The organism is Paenibacillus sp. 2RAB27 (genome assembly GCF_052115445.1).
Taxonomy (GTDB): Bacteria; Bacillota; Bacilli; order Paenibacillales; family NBRC-103111; genus Paenibacillus_E.
Map to the genome: position 1 here is coordinate 142,302 of NZ_JBFRGR010000007.1, position 20,346 is coordinate 162,647.

Genomic DNA, 20,346 nt, shown 5'->3' on the forward strand with positions numbered 1-20,346 from the left:
GGCAATTTTTTGGCAATTCGCTCCGATTATGGCATGGTAAGATCGTTGTGTAGCCAAGCAAGGGAGGCGATGGTGCTAAGCAGATGTATAAGAAACCGTTCCGGCGGAGGCGTAAGGAGTGAAGATTTGTTTTGAAAAGGAAAAAAATGTTTTGAATTTCAAAACACCAAAAAGAAAGGAGCAACATATGAACCAAATCGCATTTGATCTGATTTCAGACATACTCCGTGCCATTGGGAKGTACACTTTCGGCGGGTGGTGCGAGCTTACAGGCCTCTTCCTAATGGTGATACTAGTCGAGTACATCACAGGTATTGCTGTCTCAATGAAAGAGCAAAAGGGCCATATCAGTCAAGTTGGCTTTTGGAGACTTGCGCGCAAAGGGCTGATGCTGCTTGTCATTATGCTAGCGCATCGCCTGGATATCCTCATGGACATTGACCTGATGATGACAGGGGCGATTTATTTTTACTTGGCTAATGAGTTGATATCTATCACTGAAAATTACGGACGTTTGGGTCTACCACTTCCGCTCATTGTAAAGCAATTGATTCAAATTTTGCGAAGCAAGGGGGAAGGGCTATGAGAGTCCAGATGATGTTAAAGGGGATAGTACTATGAGAAGGGGAGTCTTTTTTTATTTCAGGATAATGTCGAAACCGCCATATGCAGCATATAACCAATGTGCAGGAAACAACTTCTTTCTACATCTGCGCTGCACTGGAAACTCGGGAGCCCATATACAGCAAGCGATTAAAGTTCATTTGGCAAATTGGTTGTCTGGAGTGCATAGCTGATCAGACACTTTTCCTTAATAATAAGATAAACAATATTAGGTAAGGAGAGCGTACAACATGAAAGAGAAAGTTCAATCCGTGATAGTACCTGAATTTTCGAATAGACACTATGTGATTACTGCGTTTGGAGCCGTGGGGGATGGAGTCCACTCCAACACAGCAGCGATCAACAAGGCGATTGAGGCTTGTGCAGCATCGGGAGGAGGAACAGTTGTCATCCCGCGCGGGATTTGGTTAACAGGTCCCATTCAACTGCAAAGCCGAGTTCGGCTGCATACGGATGAAGGGGCGCTAGTTACGTTCAGCCGAAAATGGGAGGAGTATCCCCTCATTCTGAGTAACTACGAAGGCTTGAAAGCGGTGCGGGCTATGCCGGCCCTGTATGGGGAGCAGCTGCAGCAAGTGGCGATTACAGGGACAGGCATTTTCGACGGTTCAGGTGATGCGTGGCGGCCAGTTAGGAAGCATGAAATGACCCAGCAGGTATGGAACGATATCGTGCAAACTGGCGGTGTAGTCGACGACAAGGACACGTGGTGGCCAACCGAAGAAGCGATGATCGGGAGAAAGTACACGGAAGCGCTTCAGACTGAAGGGAATTACGAAATTGATCAGTATGAGCCCTATAAGGTTTACTTGCGCCCTGTCCTGCTAGGGTTAACGGCCTGCACAGAGGTCCTATTGGATGGACCTACTTTTCAAAATTCAGGCAGCTGGTGTTTGCACCCACGTCTATGCGAGCATGTGACGATTCGCAACGTCAAGGTGCGGAATCCATGGTATTCCGTCAATGGAGACGGGCTGGACCTTGAATCATGCCGATTCGCGAACATTCATGATTGTATGTTTGATGTAGGAGATGATGCGATTTGCCTGAAATCCGGTAAAAACTTACAAGGACGCGAGGTGGCTGCGCCTACGGAGTATGTCTCCATCCGAAACTGTACCGTGTATCACGGACATGGTGGATTTACGGTGGGGAGTGAAATGTCAGGTGATATCCGTCATGTTAATGTCTCAGATTGTACGTTCATAGGCACAGACAACGGACTTCGTTTCAAGAGCACGAGAGGTCGCGGCGGCATCGTCGAACATATCCAGATTGCAAATATTCAAATGAAGGATATCATTCACAGTGCGATTGTTTTTGATATGTATTATGAAATCAAGCAGGATGAGGTGGACAGGGTCGAGGTCACAGAAGAAACGCCTTGCTTCCGTCATATCTCGATTAAAGATACGGTAAGTGAGGGCTCGTCCAAGGGGATCTTCATCCGCGGATTACCGGAAATGCCGATCCATGATCTACATTTTGAACGAGTAACCATTGCGGCAAATACAGGTATCGTTTGTATCGACGCGCAAGATATCTTGTTTCAGGACGTTCAGATCACACCGAAATCAGGTGACGTGCTGACACAAAGGAACAGCCGTCATATCCGATTTACGGATCGTCATCGGAAACCAGTCTGGTTTGCTGATTTGGGAGATGGTCAATTCCGTAATCCCATCCTTTATGCCGATTACTCGGATCCTGATGTCGTACGTGTCGGGGAAGATTTCTATATGACGGCTTCAAGCTTTAACAGCTCCCCTGGCTTGCCCATTCTTCATTCGAAGGATTTGGTGAACTGGACCGTAATCGCCTATGCGATTGACCGTCTTCCCGATAGTTATGAAGCGGTGCGCCATGGGGAAGGTGTGTGGGCTCCGAGCATTCGGTATCACGACGGCAAGTTTTGGATATTTTTCAGCGCACCGGATGAGGGGATTTATATGACAACCGCCGAGAATGCGGTAGGTCCTTGGTCGCCTCTTCACATGGTTAAAGAGGTGAAAGGCTGGATAGATCCATGTCCATTATGGGATGAAGATGGCAAAGCCTATCTGGTTCATGCTTTTGCAAAGAGTCGTACGGGAATTAAGAGTAAGCTGAAAATTTGCCCCATGCGTCCTGATGGAACAGCACTTCTAGGTGATGGTGAGATTATCTTTGACGGAACAGAGCATCACCCAACGATTGAGGGCCCTAAGCTATATAAGCGAAATTGCTATTACTATATCTTTGCCCCTGCCGGAGGCGTGCCGATTGGTTGGCAGACGATTCTACGTTCCAAACAGATTATGGGCCCTTATGAGGATAAGATAGTTCTGCATCAAGGGGATTCTCCGATCAACGGGCCTCATCAAGGCGGATTTGTTGAACTGGATTCAGGTGAGGCTTGGTTTCTTCATTTTCAAGATCGCGAAGCATACGGAAGAATTGTGCATCTACAGCCAATGTGCTGGGAGAAGGATTGGCCAGTTATGGGCATAGATACGAACGACGATGGCATTGGCGAGCCTGTTCTTATCAACGCTAAGCCTAACGTAGGCAGGGACTATCCACTTGCAGTGCCGGAAACCAGCGACGAATTCGATGATCCATCCTTAGGTCTGCAATGGCAATGGCAAGCAAACTATCGAAGTGAATGGTGTTCACTCACAGTGAATCCAGGGAGCCTACGCCTCTACGCCCAACGGCTCCCTGAGCACGCAGCAACGCTATATGAGGCTCCGAATGTGCTCTGTCAGAAGTTTCCTGCGCCTGTATTTGCAGCTGCAGCCAAGGTTTCCTTCCAGCACATCGATGAACAAAATCTGGCGGGATTAACTGTTTTTGGGCATTCGTACCGTTACACAGCGTTGCAAAAAACGGATACAGGGTTTAAGCTAGTTTTTGGTGAAGGCAGCGGGAATAAGGAATCCTCTAGTGAAGAGATGACAGAAAGTGTAGCTGTACCGCATGGCGTTCACGAGATCTGTTTGCGTGTGGACGTAGAATTAGAGGCATCCTGCACGTTTAGCTATAGTTGGGATGGGGCGAATTACTTGCCAATTGGCAGGGGTTTCGAAGCTGTCCCCGGCGGTTGGGTAGGTGCCAAGCTTGGATTATTTTGTCTTACCAAAGGTGAAGCTGCAAGCCAAGGGTATGTGGATATCGACTGGTTTCATGTGGTGTAACAAAGACTGGTGGAGGCGTCGAGGATTCCGCATGCTGGTCTTCAATACTTAGGAAGGGAATCGTGCTGGCATGCAAAAATACTTACTTCGATTACTCGGTTTCACTCTTATCCTCGGTGCGCTTCCAACAGTCATCATTGGTATTGCTTCTTACTATATTGCCACACAAGATATCGAAGAAAAGGTTAATGAGGGTAACCTGCAGCTATTGCAGCAAACGCAAATGCGTGTAGAACAAACCTTAAGATCGATGGAATTATCCGCCCTACAGTTCGTCAATTCCTCACTCGTTAAAGGGAGTATGAATGAATCATTGACCGGTGAAGACTTCATACAAGTTCGAGAACTAATGACAGGATTATATAATATGCAGTCCAAAGCCGTCGTTAAGCAAGCCTATCTCATGAATATTGAGAAAGATTGGGCGGTTTCTTTGAATGGGCTGAAGCTAGCAGACAGTATGGACAATAAGAAGGAATTTCTAGCCTATGCGAAGCAACCAGAAAGTATTTTTTGGAATACAAGGGATATAGGGAGTGTTAATACGGCACTTGAGAGTGATACGACATCGGAACTTACTTCTGCCCCTAGCGAAACTATCAGTCTCGTGTACAAAATCCCGCTTGCTCCAAAGACAAATACACCTAAGGGACTGCTCGTCGTACAAATATCGACCTCTGAAATCCATGGCGGGTTGACAGCCAAAAACACACTAGGAAAAAATTATGTCCTAGATAAAACGGGGATGGCTTTCCTATCAACAGCTAGTGACAAAGAAGCTAACAGTGAAATTAATCATATCATTCAGGATCGTGTGAGCAATCAACTGCAAAAGCAAGGCTTTTTCAAAGCGAAAATCGGTGATAAGAACATGGGAGTATCGTATCTTTCCTCTGGGAACAATAGCTGGACCTTTGTAAATGTTGTTTCGATCGAGGAAATTACGAAGGGAAGCAAGAAAATTGCCATATTCACTGCCGGTGTGTGTGGGTTCATCTTACTACTTGTGCTTATCTTTGCTTTCTATGGAAGCCGACGCATGTATACACCGATCCGCAGCCTGCTTGAATTTATGAAGAAGATGGATACCGATGCCAATCCAGAACGTTTGGGTACAGATGAATGGAGTTATATCAAGGAAAGCTTGCAATCTTTATTCGTATCAAGAGGCCGGCTCGAGAAACAAATGCAGGGGCAGTCGGCTCACTTGAAGGAATTTTTTGTGCTGAAGCTATTTACGGGTCAAATCTCCGATAGTGATTTCATGTACCGTTCTAGAATGTATGGGTTTCCGACAGAATGGGATCATCTGGGTGTTCTTACGGTACAAATCGATAATCTTCAGGATACACGTTATCAGGAGCAGGATCGAGAGCTGCTGCTATTCGCTATTAATAACATTGTTGGGGAGCTTCTTCCACAGCAATCTAGGTTTAGTCCCATTCTATTGAATGAATCCCAAGTTACGTTGCTGGCAGTGTCTACGGATCAAACACAGGATCTGAAAACGTATTTCTACCAAACCGCTGAGCTGATTAAATCGACTGTGGAACAGTACCTTCAACTGCAAGTGAGCATTGGTATTAGCGCGTCGTTCGATAAGCTTTCCTATACGGTTAAGGCCTATGGCGAAAGTTTAACGGCGTTGAAATCTCGGATTAGTCTGGGGCCTGATATCATTGTTCATTATGAGGACATGGAGCAGAACGGGAATACGGAAACCGCCGTATATGCGCATCTGAAGGTCGTTGAAGATCAGTTAATTCAGGCGTTGAAGGATGTTCAGTTACCCAAGGCGGTAGACATCTTTAACCAATACTTATCTTCAATTCTGCATAAAGATGGGTTTCTACATGAGCATCATATTTTATTAATGCAGGTGATGGCTCGTATCTTATTAATTGTGCAGGACCGAGGCGTATCTGTGAAAAAGGTATTGGACGGCGATGGGGATATTGAGCGCTTCCTCAAGCTGCAGACGCGCGAGGAAATTTCCTTATGGTTTCAATCGCGGTTATTCGCGCCGGTCGTCCGTATTCTCACCGAAAAGGCGGATACTCAGTTCCTAAATATTGCTGATCGTCTAATGCGAATGATTCATGAACAGTACGATCAGGAAATGACGTTGGAATCGTGTGCATCTGCCCTAAATTTCCATCCTGTTTATTTAAGTCGTGTTTTCAAGAAAGAAATTGGCGTGTCGTTCAGCGATTATTTGTCGGAATACCGCATGAACATGGCGAAAGTGATGCTAGAGACAACGAACCTGAAGATTTCAGAAATCGGGGAGAAATTGCAGTATAAAAATATTAGTGCCTTCATCCGAACCTTCCGCAAAACCTTCGGTATGACACCAGGCAGCTATAGGGAGCTGCTCGATCAGAAGTAGATACCACCTAAGATCATAAAGGCTATCTCATAACGGTTAGATACCGGTCAATGAGGTAGTCTTTTTCCTTTTCCCCGTGTTACATGGAGGTTTCTTACGGCATACGCCAAGTTGTGTGAAAGCTATGTTATACCGAAATTGGCCATAGATAGATGGTTCTCTTCCTAACTTTCAATCAAGTTATCTGCAAGGTATTTCTTTACATAGGGGGATCACACATACTCGAGTCATATCCCATATCGGATGGATAGCAGAAGGAGAGAATTGACATGAAGCTAGATACAGGATTGAAAGCGGCTCCAATCAAAAAAGCGAAAATCAAACAGCGCAAGGCGATATGGATGCAAGATTTTATTCGTGACAAATGGCTTTACTATATGTTGTTGCCTGGCGTCGCGTATTTCATTATTTTCAAATATATTCCGATGTATGGCATCCTAATGGCTTTTCAGGATTACAAGCCTCATTTGGGATATATGGGGAGCCCGTGGGTAGGTTTAAAGCATTTTCATCGTTTCTTTAATGAACCGCAGTTTTGGGGATTATTCCGAAATACGGTATTACTTGCCTTATACAATATTGCTTTCTTTTTCCCCTTACCGATCGTACTTTCCCTAATGATGAATGAGATACGCAGGGAGAAGTTCAAACGGTTTGTGCAAACGTTGGTCTATATCCCCCATTTTGTTTCTTGGGTCGTGGTCGTTGGTATCTTTTACATTCTGCTTACGACAGAGAACGGTATACTCAACGAATTATTGTTTAAGTTGACCGGTGAAAAGATTGCCTTCCTCATGGAGCCAGAATGGTTCCGAACGATGATCGTCACGCAATCGATTTGGAAGGAAGTTGGCTGGGGGACCATCATCTTCTTGGCAGCGCTTGCTGGCGTTGATATGCAATTATATGAAGCTGCAAGAATGGATGGTGCTTCTCGGTGGCGGCAAGTGTGGCACATTACACTGCCAGCGATCAGCTCTACGATTGTGATTCTCTTCATCCTTCGTCTAGGTAACTTTCTCGATGCGGGCTTCGAGCATATCTTCTTGATGCTTGCACCGACAAACCGCGAGGTTGGCGAAGTGTTTGATACGTACGTGTATATGAAAGGCTTGGAGCAAGGGCAGTTCGGATACAGCGCGGCTGTCGGTTTATTCAAGTCTACAGTTGGATTATTTCTTGTTCTAGGCTCTAATTGGCTCGCCAAACGATTTGGGCAAGAGGGCGTCTACTGATCATAGCTCATAAATGGAGGAATGACTGCAATGTCTTATGATAAAACGCTTGGAAACCGCATCTTTGACGCAATTAACTATACGGTGCTGCTCATTGTCGCACTTGTCTGTGTCTTGCCCTTTGTATATGTATTAGCCATTTCGTTTACAAGCCCATCCGAGGTGGCCAAGGGCGGCATCCTCTTATTTCCCAAGGAATGGTCGCTCTCTGCTTATACCTATATTTTATCCACGAATACCTTGATTCGCAGCATGATGGTTTCCATTTATATTACGGTCGTCGGGACGTTTATCAACTTATTATTCACAGCCCTCATGGCCTATCCATTAGCGAAAAAGAAGCTAAGAGGACGACAAACGATTTTACTTGGCGTTCTGATCACCATGTTGTTTAGCGGTGGTATGATTCCMACGTATTTTGTAGTCAAGGACTTGCATCTGACGAATACGTTATGGTCGCTGATGATTCCAAGTGCTATTAGTGCCTTTAATCTTATCGTTTTGAAAAATTTCTTCCAAGAGATTCCGGACGGGTTAGAAGATTCAGCTAAAATTGATGGCTGTACAGACCTCGGTGTCTTGTTCCGAATCGTGCTGCCGCTCTCCATGCCAGCCATGGCTACCTTTGGTTTATTTTATGCGGTGGCGCACTGGAATCAATTCTTCAATGCGATTATTTATATCAATGATAATGCGAAGTGGCCGATTCAAGTGCTCCTAAGAGAGATTATTATGCTGGCTCAAAGCCGGATTGGCGACACGGGATTCGATGAGACGGAAATTCAACCTTTGACGATCCGCATGGCGGTCATTGTATTTGCAACATTGCCAATCTTGATTGTGTATCCGTTCTTGCAAAAGCATTTCACAAAAGGCGTTATGTTAGGCTCGGTTAAAGGTTAGAGCTAGATGCTAGATGCTAGGTGCGATAATACACGATAATTAGCCCTTTTATGAAGAGGAGGAGCGTACACATGTCTACATTTCGTAATCCGATATTGCCTGGTTTTTATCCTGATCCTTCAATTTGTAGGGTTGGGGATGACTATTACATGGTGACGTCTACGTTTGAGTATTACCCAGGGGTTCCAATTTTCCACAGTAAGGACCTTGTTCATTGGCAGCAGTTAGGGCATGTGTTGGATCGTCCCACTCAGCTGAACTTAGACGGAACGCCATGCTCTAGAGGGATTTATGCGCCAACGATTCGCTATGCGAATGGTGTCTTCTATATGATCACGACATTCGTGGTGAGTGCGACAGGCGAGCGCAGGAATTTCTTCGTTACGGCCGACAATCCAGCAGGTCCTTGGTCGGACCCCTTCTGGCTTCAAGGTGCGCCAGGAATAGATCCATCGTTGTTTTTCGATGAAGACGGCAAGGCGTATTACACCGGTAACCGGATGCCGCCTGCTGGGCAGCAGTATCCGAAGCATATGGAAATATGGCTGCAGGAGCTTGATCTGGAGACGAAACAACTCGTCGGTCCAACCTTCAGCTTATGGGATGGCGCATTGAAGGGCATTCATGCGCAGGAAGGGCCGCATTTGTACCGCATCAACGGTTATTACTACTTAATCATCGCAGAGGGTGGAACTGGTCATACACATTCCGTGACAATTGCTCGATCTGAGACATTGACGGGACCTTACGAGGTCGGCAAAACCAATCCCATACTGACGCATCGCCATTTAGGGCAAGCCTAYGGGATTGTAAATGTCGGGCATGCGGATATTGTAGAAACGCAAAACGGGGAGTGGTGGATGGTTTGTCTAGCCTCCCGGCCTTATGGAGGGCATTACCGGAATATGGGGCGTGAAACGTTCCTAATTCCATTTATATGGGAAGAAGGATGGCCGGTTGTCAATCCAGGCAAAGGCATCGTGGAATTGGAAATGCGTCGGCCAGATTTACCACAACATCGTTGGTCTTCGAAGCCAGCGTGCGATCACTTCGACGCACCTGAGTTGGATCAACGGTGGAGCTTCCTGCGGACACCGCGAGGTGATTTCTGGAGCCTCACGGAGCGGCCCGGGCATCTCAGGTTGCGGCTAAAGCCAGATTCCATCACGAAGTTTGAGAATCCAAGCTTCGTAGGGCGGCGCCAGCAGCATTTCTCATTTGCCGTGCGAACTTCGGTGGCGTTCACGCCGGGAAGCCCTCATGAAGCCGCAGGTTTAGTGCTGCTGCAGAACAATGACTTCCAATTCAGGCTGGAAATCAGCATGAATGAAAGTTCCCAAACGATCCTGCGACTCGTTAGAAGGGAGAATGGCATCGAGACTGTGCTTGCTTCTTGTAAGCTCCATGCCGATCGCGTCTATCTGAAGGTGGAGGCGCTCGAACAGAGCTTGCGCTTTGACTACGCTGAAACAGCGGAAGCTTGGATGCTGTTATGTGATCATGTCGACGCTACCATTTTGAGCGCGGATAAAGCTGGTGGATTTGTTGGCGCATACATAGGCCTGTTTGCGGAGAGTAATGGCGGACAGAGCAAGAACCATGCGGATTTTGATTATTTTGAGTACGTTGAGCTCGATACGAATTGATCTTCAGCCAACAAGTAACGGCTTAAGCTTCATTTAGCGTATAATCATTCATTGGAGGGGTAACTAGAATGAACAGAAGAAAACAGATTGCGACGCTTATGGGAACAGCTTTGTTGACAACGACCGTATTAACAGCTTGTTCGAGTAAGGGAGATACAGGATCGGCAAGCACGATGAAGGTTCCGGACAATACGCCTTTTCCACTTTCACTTGTGGTGAACCAGGTTGGTGAAGTGCCTTCGAAAGACAGTGAAATGGAGAAGTCGATTAGAGCCTATACGAACACTGATCTGCAAATACAATGGATACCTCAGGCTGCCTATGATGAAAAGGTTAATGTCATGATTGCTTCGAATGAGCTGCCTAAGTTGATCAAACTAAACTACAATAACCCGAGTATCATTAGCTCCGTCAAATCAGATTTGTTCTGGGAAATCGGGCCCTATCTCAAAGATTACAAAAACCTGGCTGCTCAAAATCAGCAGTTCTATGACAATATTGCGGTTAACGGTAAGGTGTATGGTGTTCCTTTGTTTCGCGATTTAGGACGGTCTGTTGTTCATTTCCGCAAAGATTGGATGGATGCACTAGGTCTTAAAGCACCGAAAACGTTGGATGACTGGTATAACGTTGCCAAAGGGATGACCACAGGTGACCCTGATAAAAATGGCAAGAACGATACGTACGGACTCATTTTATCCAAAAGATATAATCAAGACGCGGATTCCTTGTTAACTCGAATTACCGTTTCCCAAGGCGGGCCGAACAAATGGCAAGTCGTGGACGGCAGCTTTACACCAGAATTTGTCTCGGAGCCATTCTTCGAAACGATGAAGTTGTTTAAGCGGCTGTACGAAGAGAAGTTGATTAACCAAGACTTTGCAGTAGTCGACGTGACAGAAGTTGATAAACAATATCAATCAGGACGCGGAGGTATCACGATTAGCGGAGGCAATGCGCAGTCTTGGTATGATAAACTCATTAAAGTTGTGCCGACAGCGGTTATTGATGCAGGACCTCTAGAGGGCCCGAACGGTATTAAATTGCCGAGTGAGAGTGGGAACAACGGTTTCTTGGCGATTCCAAAGTCATCCGTTAAGACCGAAGCTGAGATGAAGAAGGTATTAACCTTTGTGGATAAGCTCATGGATCCGACGATGGCAATGCTATTGGTAAAAGGGATTGAAGGAAAGCATTGGGCGGATAAGGGCGAATTTACTGAGCCGCTTGATCGTGATGCGGATGCCAAAGAAGTGAAGCCTTATCGTGATAACTTGCCTCAACGTAGTGAGGCTTACAATATAGCGAAGCCTATGAAACAGCCAGATCTGTTCAATAAGAACAAAAAGATTGGCCTAGAAAATGAGAAGTATATCGTGGTAAACCCAGCGCTTACGCTAGATTCGGCTACGATCTCAGAGAAGGGCAAAGAGCTGGATCAAATGATTACAGATGCCGAAACGAAATTCATTATGGGTAAAATTGATGAAGCGGGCTGGAAGGCTGAGATTCAGAAGTGGCGAACAGCTGGCGGAGACAAAGTGATCCAAGAATTCAAAGAGTCTTATGCAAAAGCGAAAAAGAAATAATGGATTGTAAAAAAGAGCTGTCTCTAGGGTCCCCTAGGGACAGCTCTTTTCCTAATAGCGCTATTTAGTAAAGTGTATAATGCTTAAATGTCCTACACCGTACTCGCAATATGATCCTCAATATACTGCTCCAGCTTAATCCGCACATACGGCGGCAAGCCGGACAGCATACAACCATAGCGGAAGCTGCGTCCTTCGGTCACGATGCGAATGACACGACCCGTAATCGGTGGTAATCCAGCTTCCTGAGGGAAGTGGATGACGACGAACATATCCGGCGCAAGCAGCACATTGGTCGTGATCTGCAGTCCGCTTTCGGATAAATCGAAGAGAGTTCCGTCAATATTTTGCCCGGAAAAAGAGCCTTCTTGCTCCCATTGGTAAATGGATAGCTTCAAGTTAATATCCAGCTGAACCCGTGTATTTTTGCGACGTTCGCGACCCGAGAGCGGGGAAGCGGCTTTCACCGGTTCAGTAACAACAGGTGCACTAGGATTAACAACATCTTGTCCCATCCATTCCTCGTAGCACTTAATGACAGCGCTAAGATCTTCCTCACCTAAGCCTTTACTTAGGCCGATCTGGAACAGATTGGTAGCAGACTGCAGCATGGGCGTCGGTAATTGAAACTTACTCGTTATTTCTTGCGCTAGCAGCAAATCTTTCAGCATCAGCTTCAAGGAGAATTGATTGCTGAAATCGCGATCGAGAATTTTATCGCCTTTGAGCTCAACTTGCTTGCTATTGGCTCCGCCTGAGCGGACGATTTCTAAGAATTGGCTAGGGTGAATCCCAGCTTTCGTGGCAATTGACAGGCCTTCGGCAAGTCCCGCAAGATTAATCCCGACCATCGTATTGTGAGCGAGCTTTGCATAGGAGCCAGAACCGCTCGGTCCTAGGTAAAGGGCTTTGCTGCCAAGTACGTGGAACAATTCTTGCTGCTCTTCGAATACTTCCTGGCTGCCGCCAACCATGAACGTAAGCGTACCTGCTTCAGCAGCGGGCTTCGTACCTGTAACAGGCGCGTCGAGGAAGTCGACGAAATGTGCTGCGAGCTCTTCCGCGAGCTTTTGACTTGTTTGGGGAGATACGGTGCTGGTGTCAATAATCGTGAGTGCCGGGTGAATACCTCTCAGAATACCTTGCTCACTGTAAAATGTTTCGAGAAGCGCAGCATCATTGCTGAGCATTGTAAATAGGACATCTGAGTTGCGAGCGACTTCCGCAGGCGTGAGGCCAACCTCAGCCCCCATTTGCTCAAGCTCGTCCGCTTTGCCAGCAGTACGATTATACACAGTTACCATAAAACCTTTTTGAATAAGGTTAGCAGCCATGGGCCTACCCATTGTGCCAAGTCCAATAAAGCCGATACGTTTCATGTCCTCACCTCTGACTTCATTTTAGCATGGGAATTAATACCTGTGAATTCCTTTCTCGCTTGCTTTTAGACAAGCAAATAAGTATGCTAGGAAAAGGTGAAAAATAGAGATGGAGGCGAACCTATTGAGTAAAAAATTACAATTTGATTACAGCAAGGCATTATCCTTTCTATCCCAGCATGAGGTCGATTATTTGTCGGCACAAGTGGAGCTAGCCCATGATCAGCTTCATAACAAAACAGGTGCAGGCTCTGATTATTTAGGATGGGTAGATCTTCCTGAGAACTATAATCGTGAAGAGTTTGCCCGCATTCAAGCGTCCGCGAAGCAAATTCAATCGGATTCCGACGTGCTTGTCGTGATCGGTATTGGTGGTTCCTATCTAGGTGCACGTGCTGCGCTAGAAATGTTGTCTCATTCTTTTTATAACATTTTGCCAAAAGATAAACGTAAAACACCTGAGATTTATTTCGTAGGAAATAACATCTCTTCTACATATGTCACGCACTTGCTTCAATTGCTTGAAGGCAAAGATTTCTCCGTGAATGTGATCTCCAAATCCGGTACAACAACTGAGCCAGCGATTGCTTTCCGTATTTTCCGCGAATTATTGGAGAAGAAATACGTTAAGGAAGCCGCTCGCAAGCGTATCTACGCAACAACGGATCAGGAGAAGGGCGCTCTCAAAACTTTGGCAACAGCAGAAGGCTACGAAACTTTCGTTATTCCGGATGATGTTGGTGGACGTTACTCCGTGCTAACAGCGGTTGGTTTATTGCCAATTGCGACTGCTGGCATTGATGTTGAAGCGATCATGAAAGGTGCGGCAGATGCGCAGCAAGAATTCTCGAATCCGAAGCTGAGCGAAAACCAAGCTTACCAATATGCAGCTGTTCGTAACTCCTTGTATCGTAAAGGAAAAACGATTGAAATCCTTGTGAACTATGAGCCATCCTTGCACTTCGTATCGGAGTGGTGGAAGCAATTGTTCGGTGAGAGCGAAGGGAAGGACTACAAAGGGATTTATCCTGCTTCCGTAGACTTCTCAACGGATCTTCACTCCATGGGACAATTCGTTCAAGATGGTAATCGCATTTTGTTCGAAACGGTTATCCAAGTTGACCAAGTGGCTGATCATATCACGATCGGTACAGATAGCGATGATCTGGATGGTCTGAATTTCCTTAGCGGCAAAACGATGGATTTCGTAAACAAGAAGGCATTCCAAGGCACGATGCTTGCGCACACGGACGGTCAAGTACCGAACCTGATCGTAACATTGCCTGATATGACGCCTTACTCTTTCGGATACATGGTCTATTTCTTTGAAAAAGCATGCGGCATCAGCGGCTATTTGATGGGTGTGAATCCGTTCGATCAACCGGGTGTTGAAGCGTACAAAAAGAACATGTTTGCTCTCTTAGGCAAGCCTGGCTATGAGAAAGAAAAAGCCGAGCTTGAGGCTCGTTTGCAGCAATAATTTTCAACTTAAACAAAAAGCGATCAATCCTATCGGATAGGTCGTTTTTTTGCACCTTTTTTTCCATTATTTATGTGGTAAATTTTCTTTCTATATTGTCGAAGTCTAATGTTGTGTGTAGAATATAGTGAAACAGTTGTTTCCTTCTACCGAGAAAGGTTGGCTATGCTAGCACATTATCGCACAATCCATTCGTATGGTTCGTCTGAGATTATCATCAAGAAGTCACGTTTCATCGGTCATGCTAAACCCGTAGAGTCAGAAGAAGAAGCAATCCAGTTTATTGAAGCGATCAAGAAAGAACACAGAGCGGCGACGCATAATTGCAGTGCGTATATCATTGGGGAGCGGGATCAAATCCAGAAGCAATCCGATGATGGAGAACCCAGCGGTACCGCAGGGAAGCCGATTCTGGAAGTGATGAAGCATCAAGGGCTCAAGAATACCGTTGTCGTAGTTACTCGTTATTTTGGTGGCATCATGTTAGGTGCTGGCGGACTTATTCGCGCTTATACGGATGGGGCTGTGGCAGGCATAGAAGCAGGAAAGCCGATTTATAAAGTAAATCATCAGCTCGTGCTGATTGAAGTCGATTATACATGGTATGGCAAACTGGAAAACGAACTGAGAAATCAAGGGATGCTGCTAGGGGATATTGGGTTCACGGACAAAGTAACCGTTCCTTGTTATCCTTTAGCGGCTGAAGCGGAAGCATTCATGAATTGGGCAACTGATGTTACACAAGGTCAAAGCTTGATCGTCGCGGGTGAGAACGAATATATCGTTCACGAGAGCTTGCCTGAATAGGCAGGCTCCCAGAAGACCCAACAAATTTCATATGAGCTGAGGATGCGGAGGGATAGGAATGGCTAGGAAAGCAGTCGCGCAAGAGCTTAGCAGAGAACGAATTCTTACAGAGGCGCGGGAATTATTCGCTACTTTCGGCTATCGCGCTTTAACGATGCGAAGCATTGCTAAAGCAATGGGGTACAGTCATGGTGCGTTATATTACCATTTTAATGAAAAAGCTGAGTTATTTTATGCACTAATTAAAGACGATTTTGCCTTACTGCTGCAGCGTCAGCGGGAAATGATTGTTCGTGAGCATGGGTTTAGCGTGAATTTGCTTCAAAAGTTAATGATGGAATTCGTCTGGTTTGGTTTAAGTAATCCGAATCACTACGAAATGATGTTTATGATTAACGAGCCAGAACTACAGCAATACTCTCGTACCGAACAGGCGCAGTGCTTGGACATGTTTGCCATTGTGATTCGTGAAGTGATGGTAGATCAGCCAGGAGCTGAGAGTCGGAAGTTTACACTTCCGTGGAATTTGTTTATGTCTTTACATGGCTTTATTTCCTATTGTATTCAGTTTAAGCTATCATACGAGGATGCACGTAGATTGGCTGACGAGCATATTCGCCTTATCTGTGTTAGTCTGGATGTCGATTCCGCTGAATTGCAACGTCCGCTAGTCAAAATGGTTGGGCCGAATGTACTTAAATCAATCGTGATATAGAAGAAATAAGGAAGCGAGACGTTCTGTCTTTGCTTCTTTTTTGCATATGAGACAAACTGTATTTTACATTACCTTGTATGTGCTTTAAAATGATGAAAAGACAGCGATGGAAGGATGATTACATTGGATTTGAATACATGGTCGGAAGCGAACGTTGAATTTATGTTTGAAGGTATTACGAGAAAGCTGCGCATGGCAACAGGAGGATCCATTAAAGCCTCCAACGTGAAAGAAGAAATGTACGAGGATTTGAAGGATCTTTATGATATGGTTACGAGCAAGGATCGTTTCAGCATTAGCGAGATTGACGCGATTACAACCGAGCTTGGGAAAATTCGCAAAGCCTAGTAGACACATACTTATCCTAAAAGCATACCGCCTCACCGCATAAGCCTGCCGCTGTTTCTGACCTTGTGTTGGAGGAGCGGTTTTTTGTTGTGATTTGGTTCCGAACCCCGAACTTGGAACTACGGGGCAGCGTGGGGGTTTGGTCGATTGCTCTCGCTCATCGCTCCCCTTCTCAAAAATGCAAAAATACAACCTTTTTCGCTAAATTATGGATGAAATTGGTGAATTCGTGCAAAAAGGCAACCTTTTTAATGTATTTAAGGATAATCTCCTGAAATCACTCCAAATTGATGCCTATTTGCATCAATTTCCAATAACGTTGGGGAAACCCACTCGAAAAGTGCTCTTTTGCATTTTGGACCACAATAGAAAGTATAAGTTTTCGGATCCCGAAAACATCTTTCTATTTGGCGATAAAACCATATATAGGGACCTTTGGTCGGAGACCAAAGTCTCTCAGCTTTAACGCGGTCGCACATCTTTGAATAGCCTCGATAGAGGTTTTCTCACAGGGTTAGAGGACTTGAAGACTTGAGAGTTATCAGAAAATCAACAACCTTACTTCATCGGGCACTACATTCGTAGCTTCCACTCACTCCCTTGCTACTCATTACTTCACATTCTCCTACTACCTCACACTACTTCACATTCTCCTATTACCTCACATTACCTCACATTTTCCTACTACCTCACACAACTCCACTTTTCCCACATTCTTCTATTTATCCTTACTACTCTCCAATTACCCTTCAACTACTCTCCTTACCCTCCTGTCCCGTTCCCCCTTGGCGGCCGCAAGACATCCTGATCGTGTGAATAACTGGATTTTCTGCATCTAATTCAAGCTAAATTTTCGATTTTTGGGAAATAACTGGATTTTCTCACGTTAATTTCAGCGAATTTCATCAAATTGGTCATACCGAGCACAATTACCTGTAGGAAATCCAGTTAAACGCCAACAATGCTAGATTTCCCCGGATTTAGCTGTAGAAAATCCAGTTAATCAATCAGCGCAACCCCAGCATCCCCAGCAACCCCAGCAACCCCAGCAACCCCAGCAATCCCAGCAATCCCAGCAATCCCAGCAATCCCAGCAGCCCCAGCATCCCCAACATGAGCCCCACACTACCAGCTACTTGCCTGATTTCTACGTTTCGCGATGCTAGTGACCGCCAAATGCTAGATACTGCAGTTAAATCCCATCAATCGGCACTCGGGATTCATCAATCGCCAATCGCCAATCGTTACATTGCATGAAATGTCCAGGTGGATACTCGAATTCACACTCGCTCATCAGCGTAAAGTTAAGCTTGCGACACACAGCATTCGATGCTGGATTGTGAATCGAGGGGAAAGCATGCATCCACTGAAATTTGGCCTCTGATCTCGCATGGGAAATAGCTGCCTGTAAGGCGCTACTGGCTAGCCCGCGACCTTGAAAGCTGGGCAGCACACTCCAACCGACTTCGTAAACATGTTCTCCTTGCCAATGGCTGTCCCAGTATCCAATACTACCCACGGCTTCACGATCAGGCAGCAGTACGATGCTAAACATGTGCCCCTTGCCTTTGCCGCTAATTTCCAGATACCGTTTATGACGAATTGCCAGCTGCTCCTCTGTTTCCGGACCACCCAGGTGCTCCATCATCTCAGGAGCATTAATCAGCCGCAGAAGTTCAAGATCCAATTCGGACCAAGGCACGATGGTAACCTGTGAAGCGTTCACTTTCTCTGACATTTGCTCACTCCTAACATACGTAGTAATCTAGCAATTGGGCTCTGCTGTTATCTCCATCATATCGGAACGTATGTTCCGTTACAAGTCATCATCCATTTTCCCATACATAAAATCCCTTTACCAAGGACAAAATAGGTAGAAATTGGCACATAAGGAGAAAGTGACATTGACGCAACATGGAGAGGCTTCCGCCGCTACTTTACCGCAATTCCCCAAGTCATTCTGGCTTGATTCTGTCGACAAGCTCCCGCAGTTTCCCCCACTAACAACCGATCTGAAGACCGATGTAGTCGTCATTGGCGCAGGTATTACTGGCATCACAACGGCCTATCTACTCGCCAAGCGAGGCGTTAAGGTTGTTGTTCTGAATGCCGGTCCAATCCTAGAAGGAACGACGGGACACACGACCGCCAAAATTACAACGCAACATGGACTGATATATCATGAGTTTCTTTCCCATTTTGGAGAGGAGAAGACTCGTCTTTATTATGAGGCCAATCAAGAAGCGCTGACGCTTATCAAACAAACGATTGCTGATCTAAACATCGACTGTCAGCTTACAGATGAAGATGCTTATCTCTATACGAGTGATGATGATTATTTAAACCAACTACAGGACGAATACATGGCATATGGGCAGCTGCAAATCGGTGGCGATTATCTGGAATCCACGCCTCTGCCTTTCGCGACGAAAGCAGCCATCCGACTAAAGGGGCAAGCTAGGTTCAATCCTGTGCCTTACCTGATCAGACTCCTTCAGGAGATTACGAAGCTGGGTGGTCAAATTTATGAGGGAACAACCGTCGTAGGTGCGACCCAAGAGCAGCCATCCCTTGTCAAAACAAAGCAAGGGCATCAAGTTACATGCAATTATGTTGTCACAGCCTCCCACTATCCGTTCAACGACATCAAGGGCGCGTATTTCACTCGTCTGCATGCGGAGAAGTCGTATGTCATTGCAGCACGCACGGAGAAAGCTTACCCTGGGGGGATGTACATCAACGTAGAGCAGCCAACTCGTTCTCTTCGTGCTGTCACCATCAATGGGGAACCTGCGGTTCTTATCGGCGGTGAGGGTCATAAGACAGGGCAAGGTCTATGTACGCATCAGTATTATGAAAATCTTCAGAAGTTCGGCGAGGAGATGTTCGGTCTTCAGGAGATTTTGTATCGTTGGTCGGCTCAAGATGTGTTCACACTGGATAAAATGCCCTATATCGGACAGCAGTTTTCCGATGCTCCTAACCTCCTCATGGCGACTGGCTTTCGCAAATGGGGAATGACGACCAGCATGGTAGCGGCGTTGCTGAATACGAAGATTATTCTAGGGGAGAAGAGCCCCTACGAAGAAGTGTTTACACCGCATCGTTTCCATGCCGATCCCAGCATCAAAACATTTGTCATGCAGAATGCCAACGTGGCCAAAGAGTTTGTTGCTGGCAAGTTTGATTTGCTGCATAAGCACCCTGAAGAACTGTCGCCTGATGAAGGGGCTGTCGTTAGTGTGAAGGGGAAGAGAGCTGGTGCTTACAGAGAGCCGAATGGCGAACTGCACATTGTTGATACGACTTGTACCCATTTGGGGTGTGAAGTCGATTGGAATGACGCGGAGCGTACATGGGACTGTCCGTGTCACGGTTCCAGATATTCGTTCCAAGGTGATGTCATTGAAGGACCAGCCAAAAAGGCATTGACCAAGCTTACTGTAGAGACATGAGCGTATTTTTGCTAAAAATGGACAGCTATCCATGCGATATTACCCCATAAGCCATACACTGTAGAGCAATGTATCTCTGCTCACGTGAAGGAGGTGGACGTTCGTGGCATCCAGAATTCGTAAAGACGAAGTGCGTAAATTGATCGGGAAAGAAATTGTGGCTCTTAAGAAAGATGGTACACAAGTAACGGGTAAATTGGTGCGGATCAGCGGTAACACGTTGATGGTTTCTCCACAAAACGGAAAAAAAGTGCAAGTAAAAGCGATTATTCCGTTGGTTTTATTTGACCTGTTAGCGATTGGCACTACACCTTTTGGCTTTGGTGGGTTTGGCGGTGGCTTTGGTGGAGGCTTTGGCCCTGGCTTTGGTGGGTTTGGCGGTGGCTTTGGCCCTGGCTTTGGCGGCTTCGGTGGTCCAGGACTCTGGTTCTGATCATCGCGCTCGAAAAAGACTCTTTCCTTCTGGGAAGAGTCTTTTCTCATTGGGAGAAGCATCTACGAAAGGCCGCACCATTTCCCTGCTCACTGAATAGGCTAAGATACAGGTTTACGGCGGGGTCCCGTGCATGAGGGAGCAGCCCTAGAACCAATCGCGGATAG

The 20,346-nt window shown here is 46.0% G+C and carries 15 protein-coding genes and 1 pseudogene; 14 read left to right on the top strand and 2 right to left on the bottom strand.

Features of this window, described 5'->3' with window-relative positions:
* The first annotated feature begins 187 nt into the window (after positions 1-187).
* The 8 genes and pseudogenes from AB4114_RS12995 (at position 188) to AB4114_RS13030 (ending at position 11,562) form a co-directional block, all read left to right on the top strand.
* Complete coding sequence (locus AB4114_RS12995) at positions 188-586, top strand: phage holin family protein (RefSeq protein ID WP_441988844.1); 399 nt, start codon at positions 188-190, stop codon at positions 584-586.
* 268 nt (positions 587-854) lie between these two features.
* Positions 855-1,961: pseudogene (locus tag AB4114_RS13000) on the top strand (glycoside hydrolase family 28 protein); the annotation flags it as partial.
* Positions 1,962-2,234: 273 nt separating this feature from the next.
* On the top strand, positions 2,235-3,800 hold the full coding sequence (locus AB4114_RS13005) for a glycoside hydrolase family 43 protein (protein ID WP_441988941.1): 1,566 nt from the start codon (positions 2,235-2,237) through the stop codon (positions 3,798-3,800).
* 70 nt (positions 3,801-3,870) lie between these two features.
* Positions 3,871-6,189 (top strand): helix-turn-helix domain-containing protein, encoded by a 2,319-nt coding sequence (locus tag AB4114_RS13010; protein ID WP_441988845.1) that lies wholly within the window; start codon positions 3,871-3,873, stop codon positions 6,187-6,189.
* 341 nt (positions 6,190-6,530) lie between these two features.
* The gene (locus AB4114_RS13015; protein ID WP_236288661.1) at positions 6,531-7,424 is read left to right on the top strand and encodes an ABC transporter permease; all 894 of its coding nucleotides are present in this window, start codon (positions 6,531-6,533) and stop codon (positions 7,422-7,424) included.
* A 30-nt stretch (positions 7,425-7,454) separates the two neighbouring features.
* Positions 7,455-8,327, top strand: a complete 873-nt coding sequence (locus tag AB4114_RS13020) for a carbohydrate ABC transporter permease (protein ID WP_236288319.1) — start codon at positions 7,455-7,457, stop codon at positions 8,325-8,327.
* Positions 8,328-8,398: 71 nt separating this feature from the next.
* Complete coding sequence (locus AB4114_RS13025) at positions 8,399-9,973, top strand: glycoside hydrolase family 43 protein (protein WP_441988846.1); 1,575 nt, start codon at positions 8,399-8,401, stop codon at positions 9,971-9,973.
* A 68-nt stretch (positions 9,974-10,041) separates the two neighbouring features.
* Positions 10,042-11,562 (top strand): extracellular solute-binding protein, encoded by a 1,521-nt coding sequence (locus tag AB4114_RS13030; protein ID WP_441988847.1) that lies wholly within the window; start codon positions 10,042-10,044, stop codon positions 11,560-11,562.
* Between the two features lie 92 nt (positions 11,563-11,654).
* Here the strand turns inward: AB4114_RS13030 and AB4114_RS13035 are convergent, their stop codons facing one another.
* Complete coding sequence (locus AB4114_RS13035; protein ID WP_441988848.1) at positions 11,655-12,941, bottom strand: NAD(P)-binding domain-containing protein; 1,287 nt, start codon at positions 12,939-12,941, stop codon at positions 11,655-11,657.
* 124 nt (positions 12,942-13,065) lie between these two features.
* Between AB4114_RS13035 and AB4114_RS13040 the strand changes: the two genes are divergently transcribed.
* From AB4114_RS13040 to AB4114_RS13055, 4 genes are all read left to right on the top strand, one after another.
* On the top strand, positions 13,066-14,421 hold the full coding sequence (locus AB4114_RS13040) for a glucose-6-phosphate isomerase (protein ID WP_441988849.1): 1,356 nt from the start codon (positions 13,066-13,068) through the stop codon (positions 14,419-14,421).
* Between the two features lie 165 nt (positions 14,422-14,586).
* On the top strand, positions 14,587-15,228 hold the full coding sequence (locus AB4114_RS13045) for a YigZ family protein (protein WP_056609032.1): 642 nt from the start codon (positions 14,587-14,589) through the stop codon (positions 15,226-15,228).
* Between the two features lie 58 nt (positions 15,229-15,286).
* Positions 15,287-15,943: a TetR/AcrR family transcriptional regulator gene (locus tag AB4114_RS13050; protein WP_441988850.1), complete on the top strand. Its 657-nt coding sequence runs from the start codon at positions 15,287-15,289 to the stop codon at positions 15,941-15,943.
* 114 nt (positions 15,944-16,057) lie between these two features.
* Positions 16,058-16,291, top strand: a complete 234-nt coding sequence (locus AB4114_RS13055; protein WP_376769501.1) for a DUF1128 domain-containing protein — start codon at positions 16,058-16,060, stop codon at positions 16,289-16,291.
* A gap of 1,192 nt (positions 16,292-17,483) precedes the next feature.
* On the opposite strand, the gene AB4114_RS13060 is transcribed toward AB4114_RS13055, so the two are convergent.
* Positions 17,484-18,029, bottom strand: coding sequence for a GNAT family N-acetyltransferase (locus AB4114_RS13060; RefSeq protein ID WP_441988851.1), 546 nt, complete (start codon positions 18,027-18,029; stop codon positions 17,484-17,486).
* Between the two features lie 166 nt (positions 18,030-18,195).
* Here AB4114_RS13060 and AB4114_RS13065 point away from each other — a divergent pair, with 166 nt between their 5' ends.
* Positions 18,196-19,746: an FAD-dependent oxidoreductase gene (locus tag AB4114_RS13065; RefSeq protein WP_441988852.1), complete on the top strand. Its 1,551-nt coding sequence runs from the start codon at positions 18,196-18,198 to the stop codon at positions 19,744-19,746.
* A gap of 103 nt (positions 19,747-19,849) precedes the next feature.
* Positions 19,850-20,179 carry a hypothetical protein gene (locus AB4114_RS13070; protein WP_441988853.1) on the top strand — a complete coding sequence of 110 codons (330 nt, stop codon included), beginning with the start codon at positions 19,850-19,852 and terminating at the stop codon, positions 20,177-20,179.
* Positions 20,180-20,346: the final 167 nt, after the last annotated feature.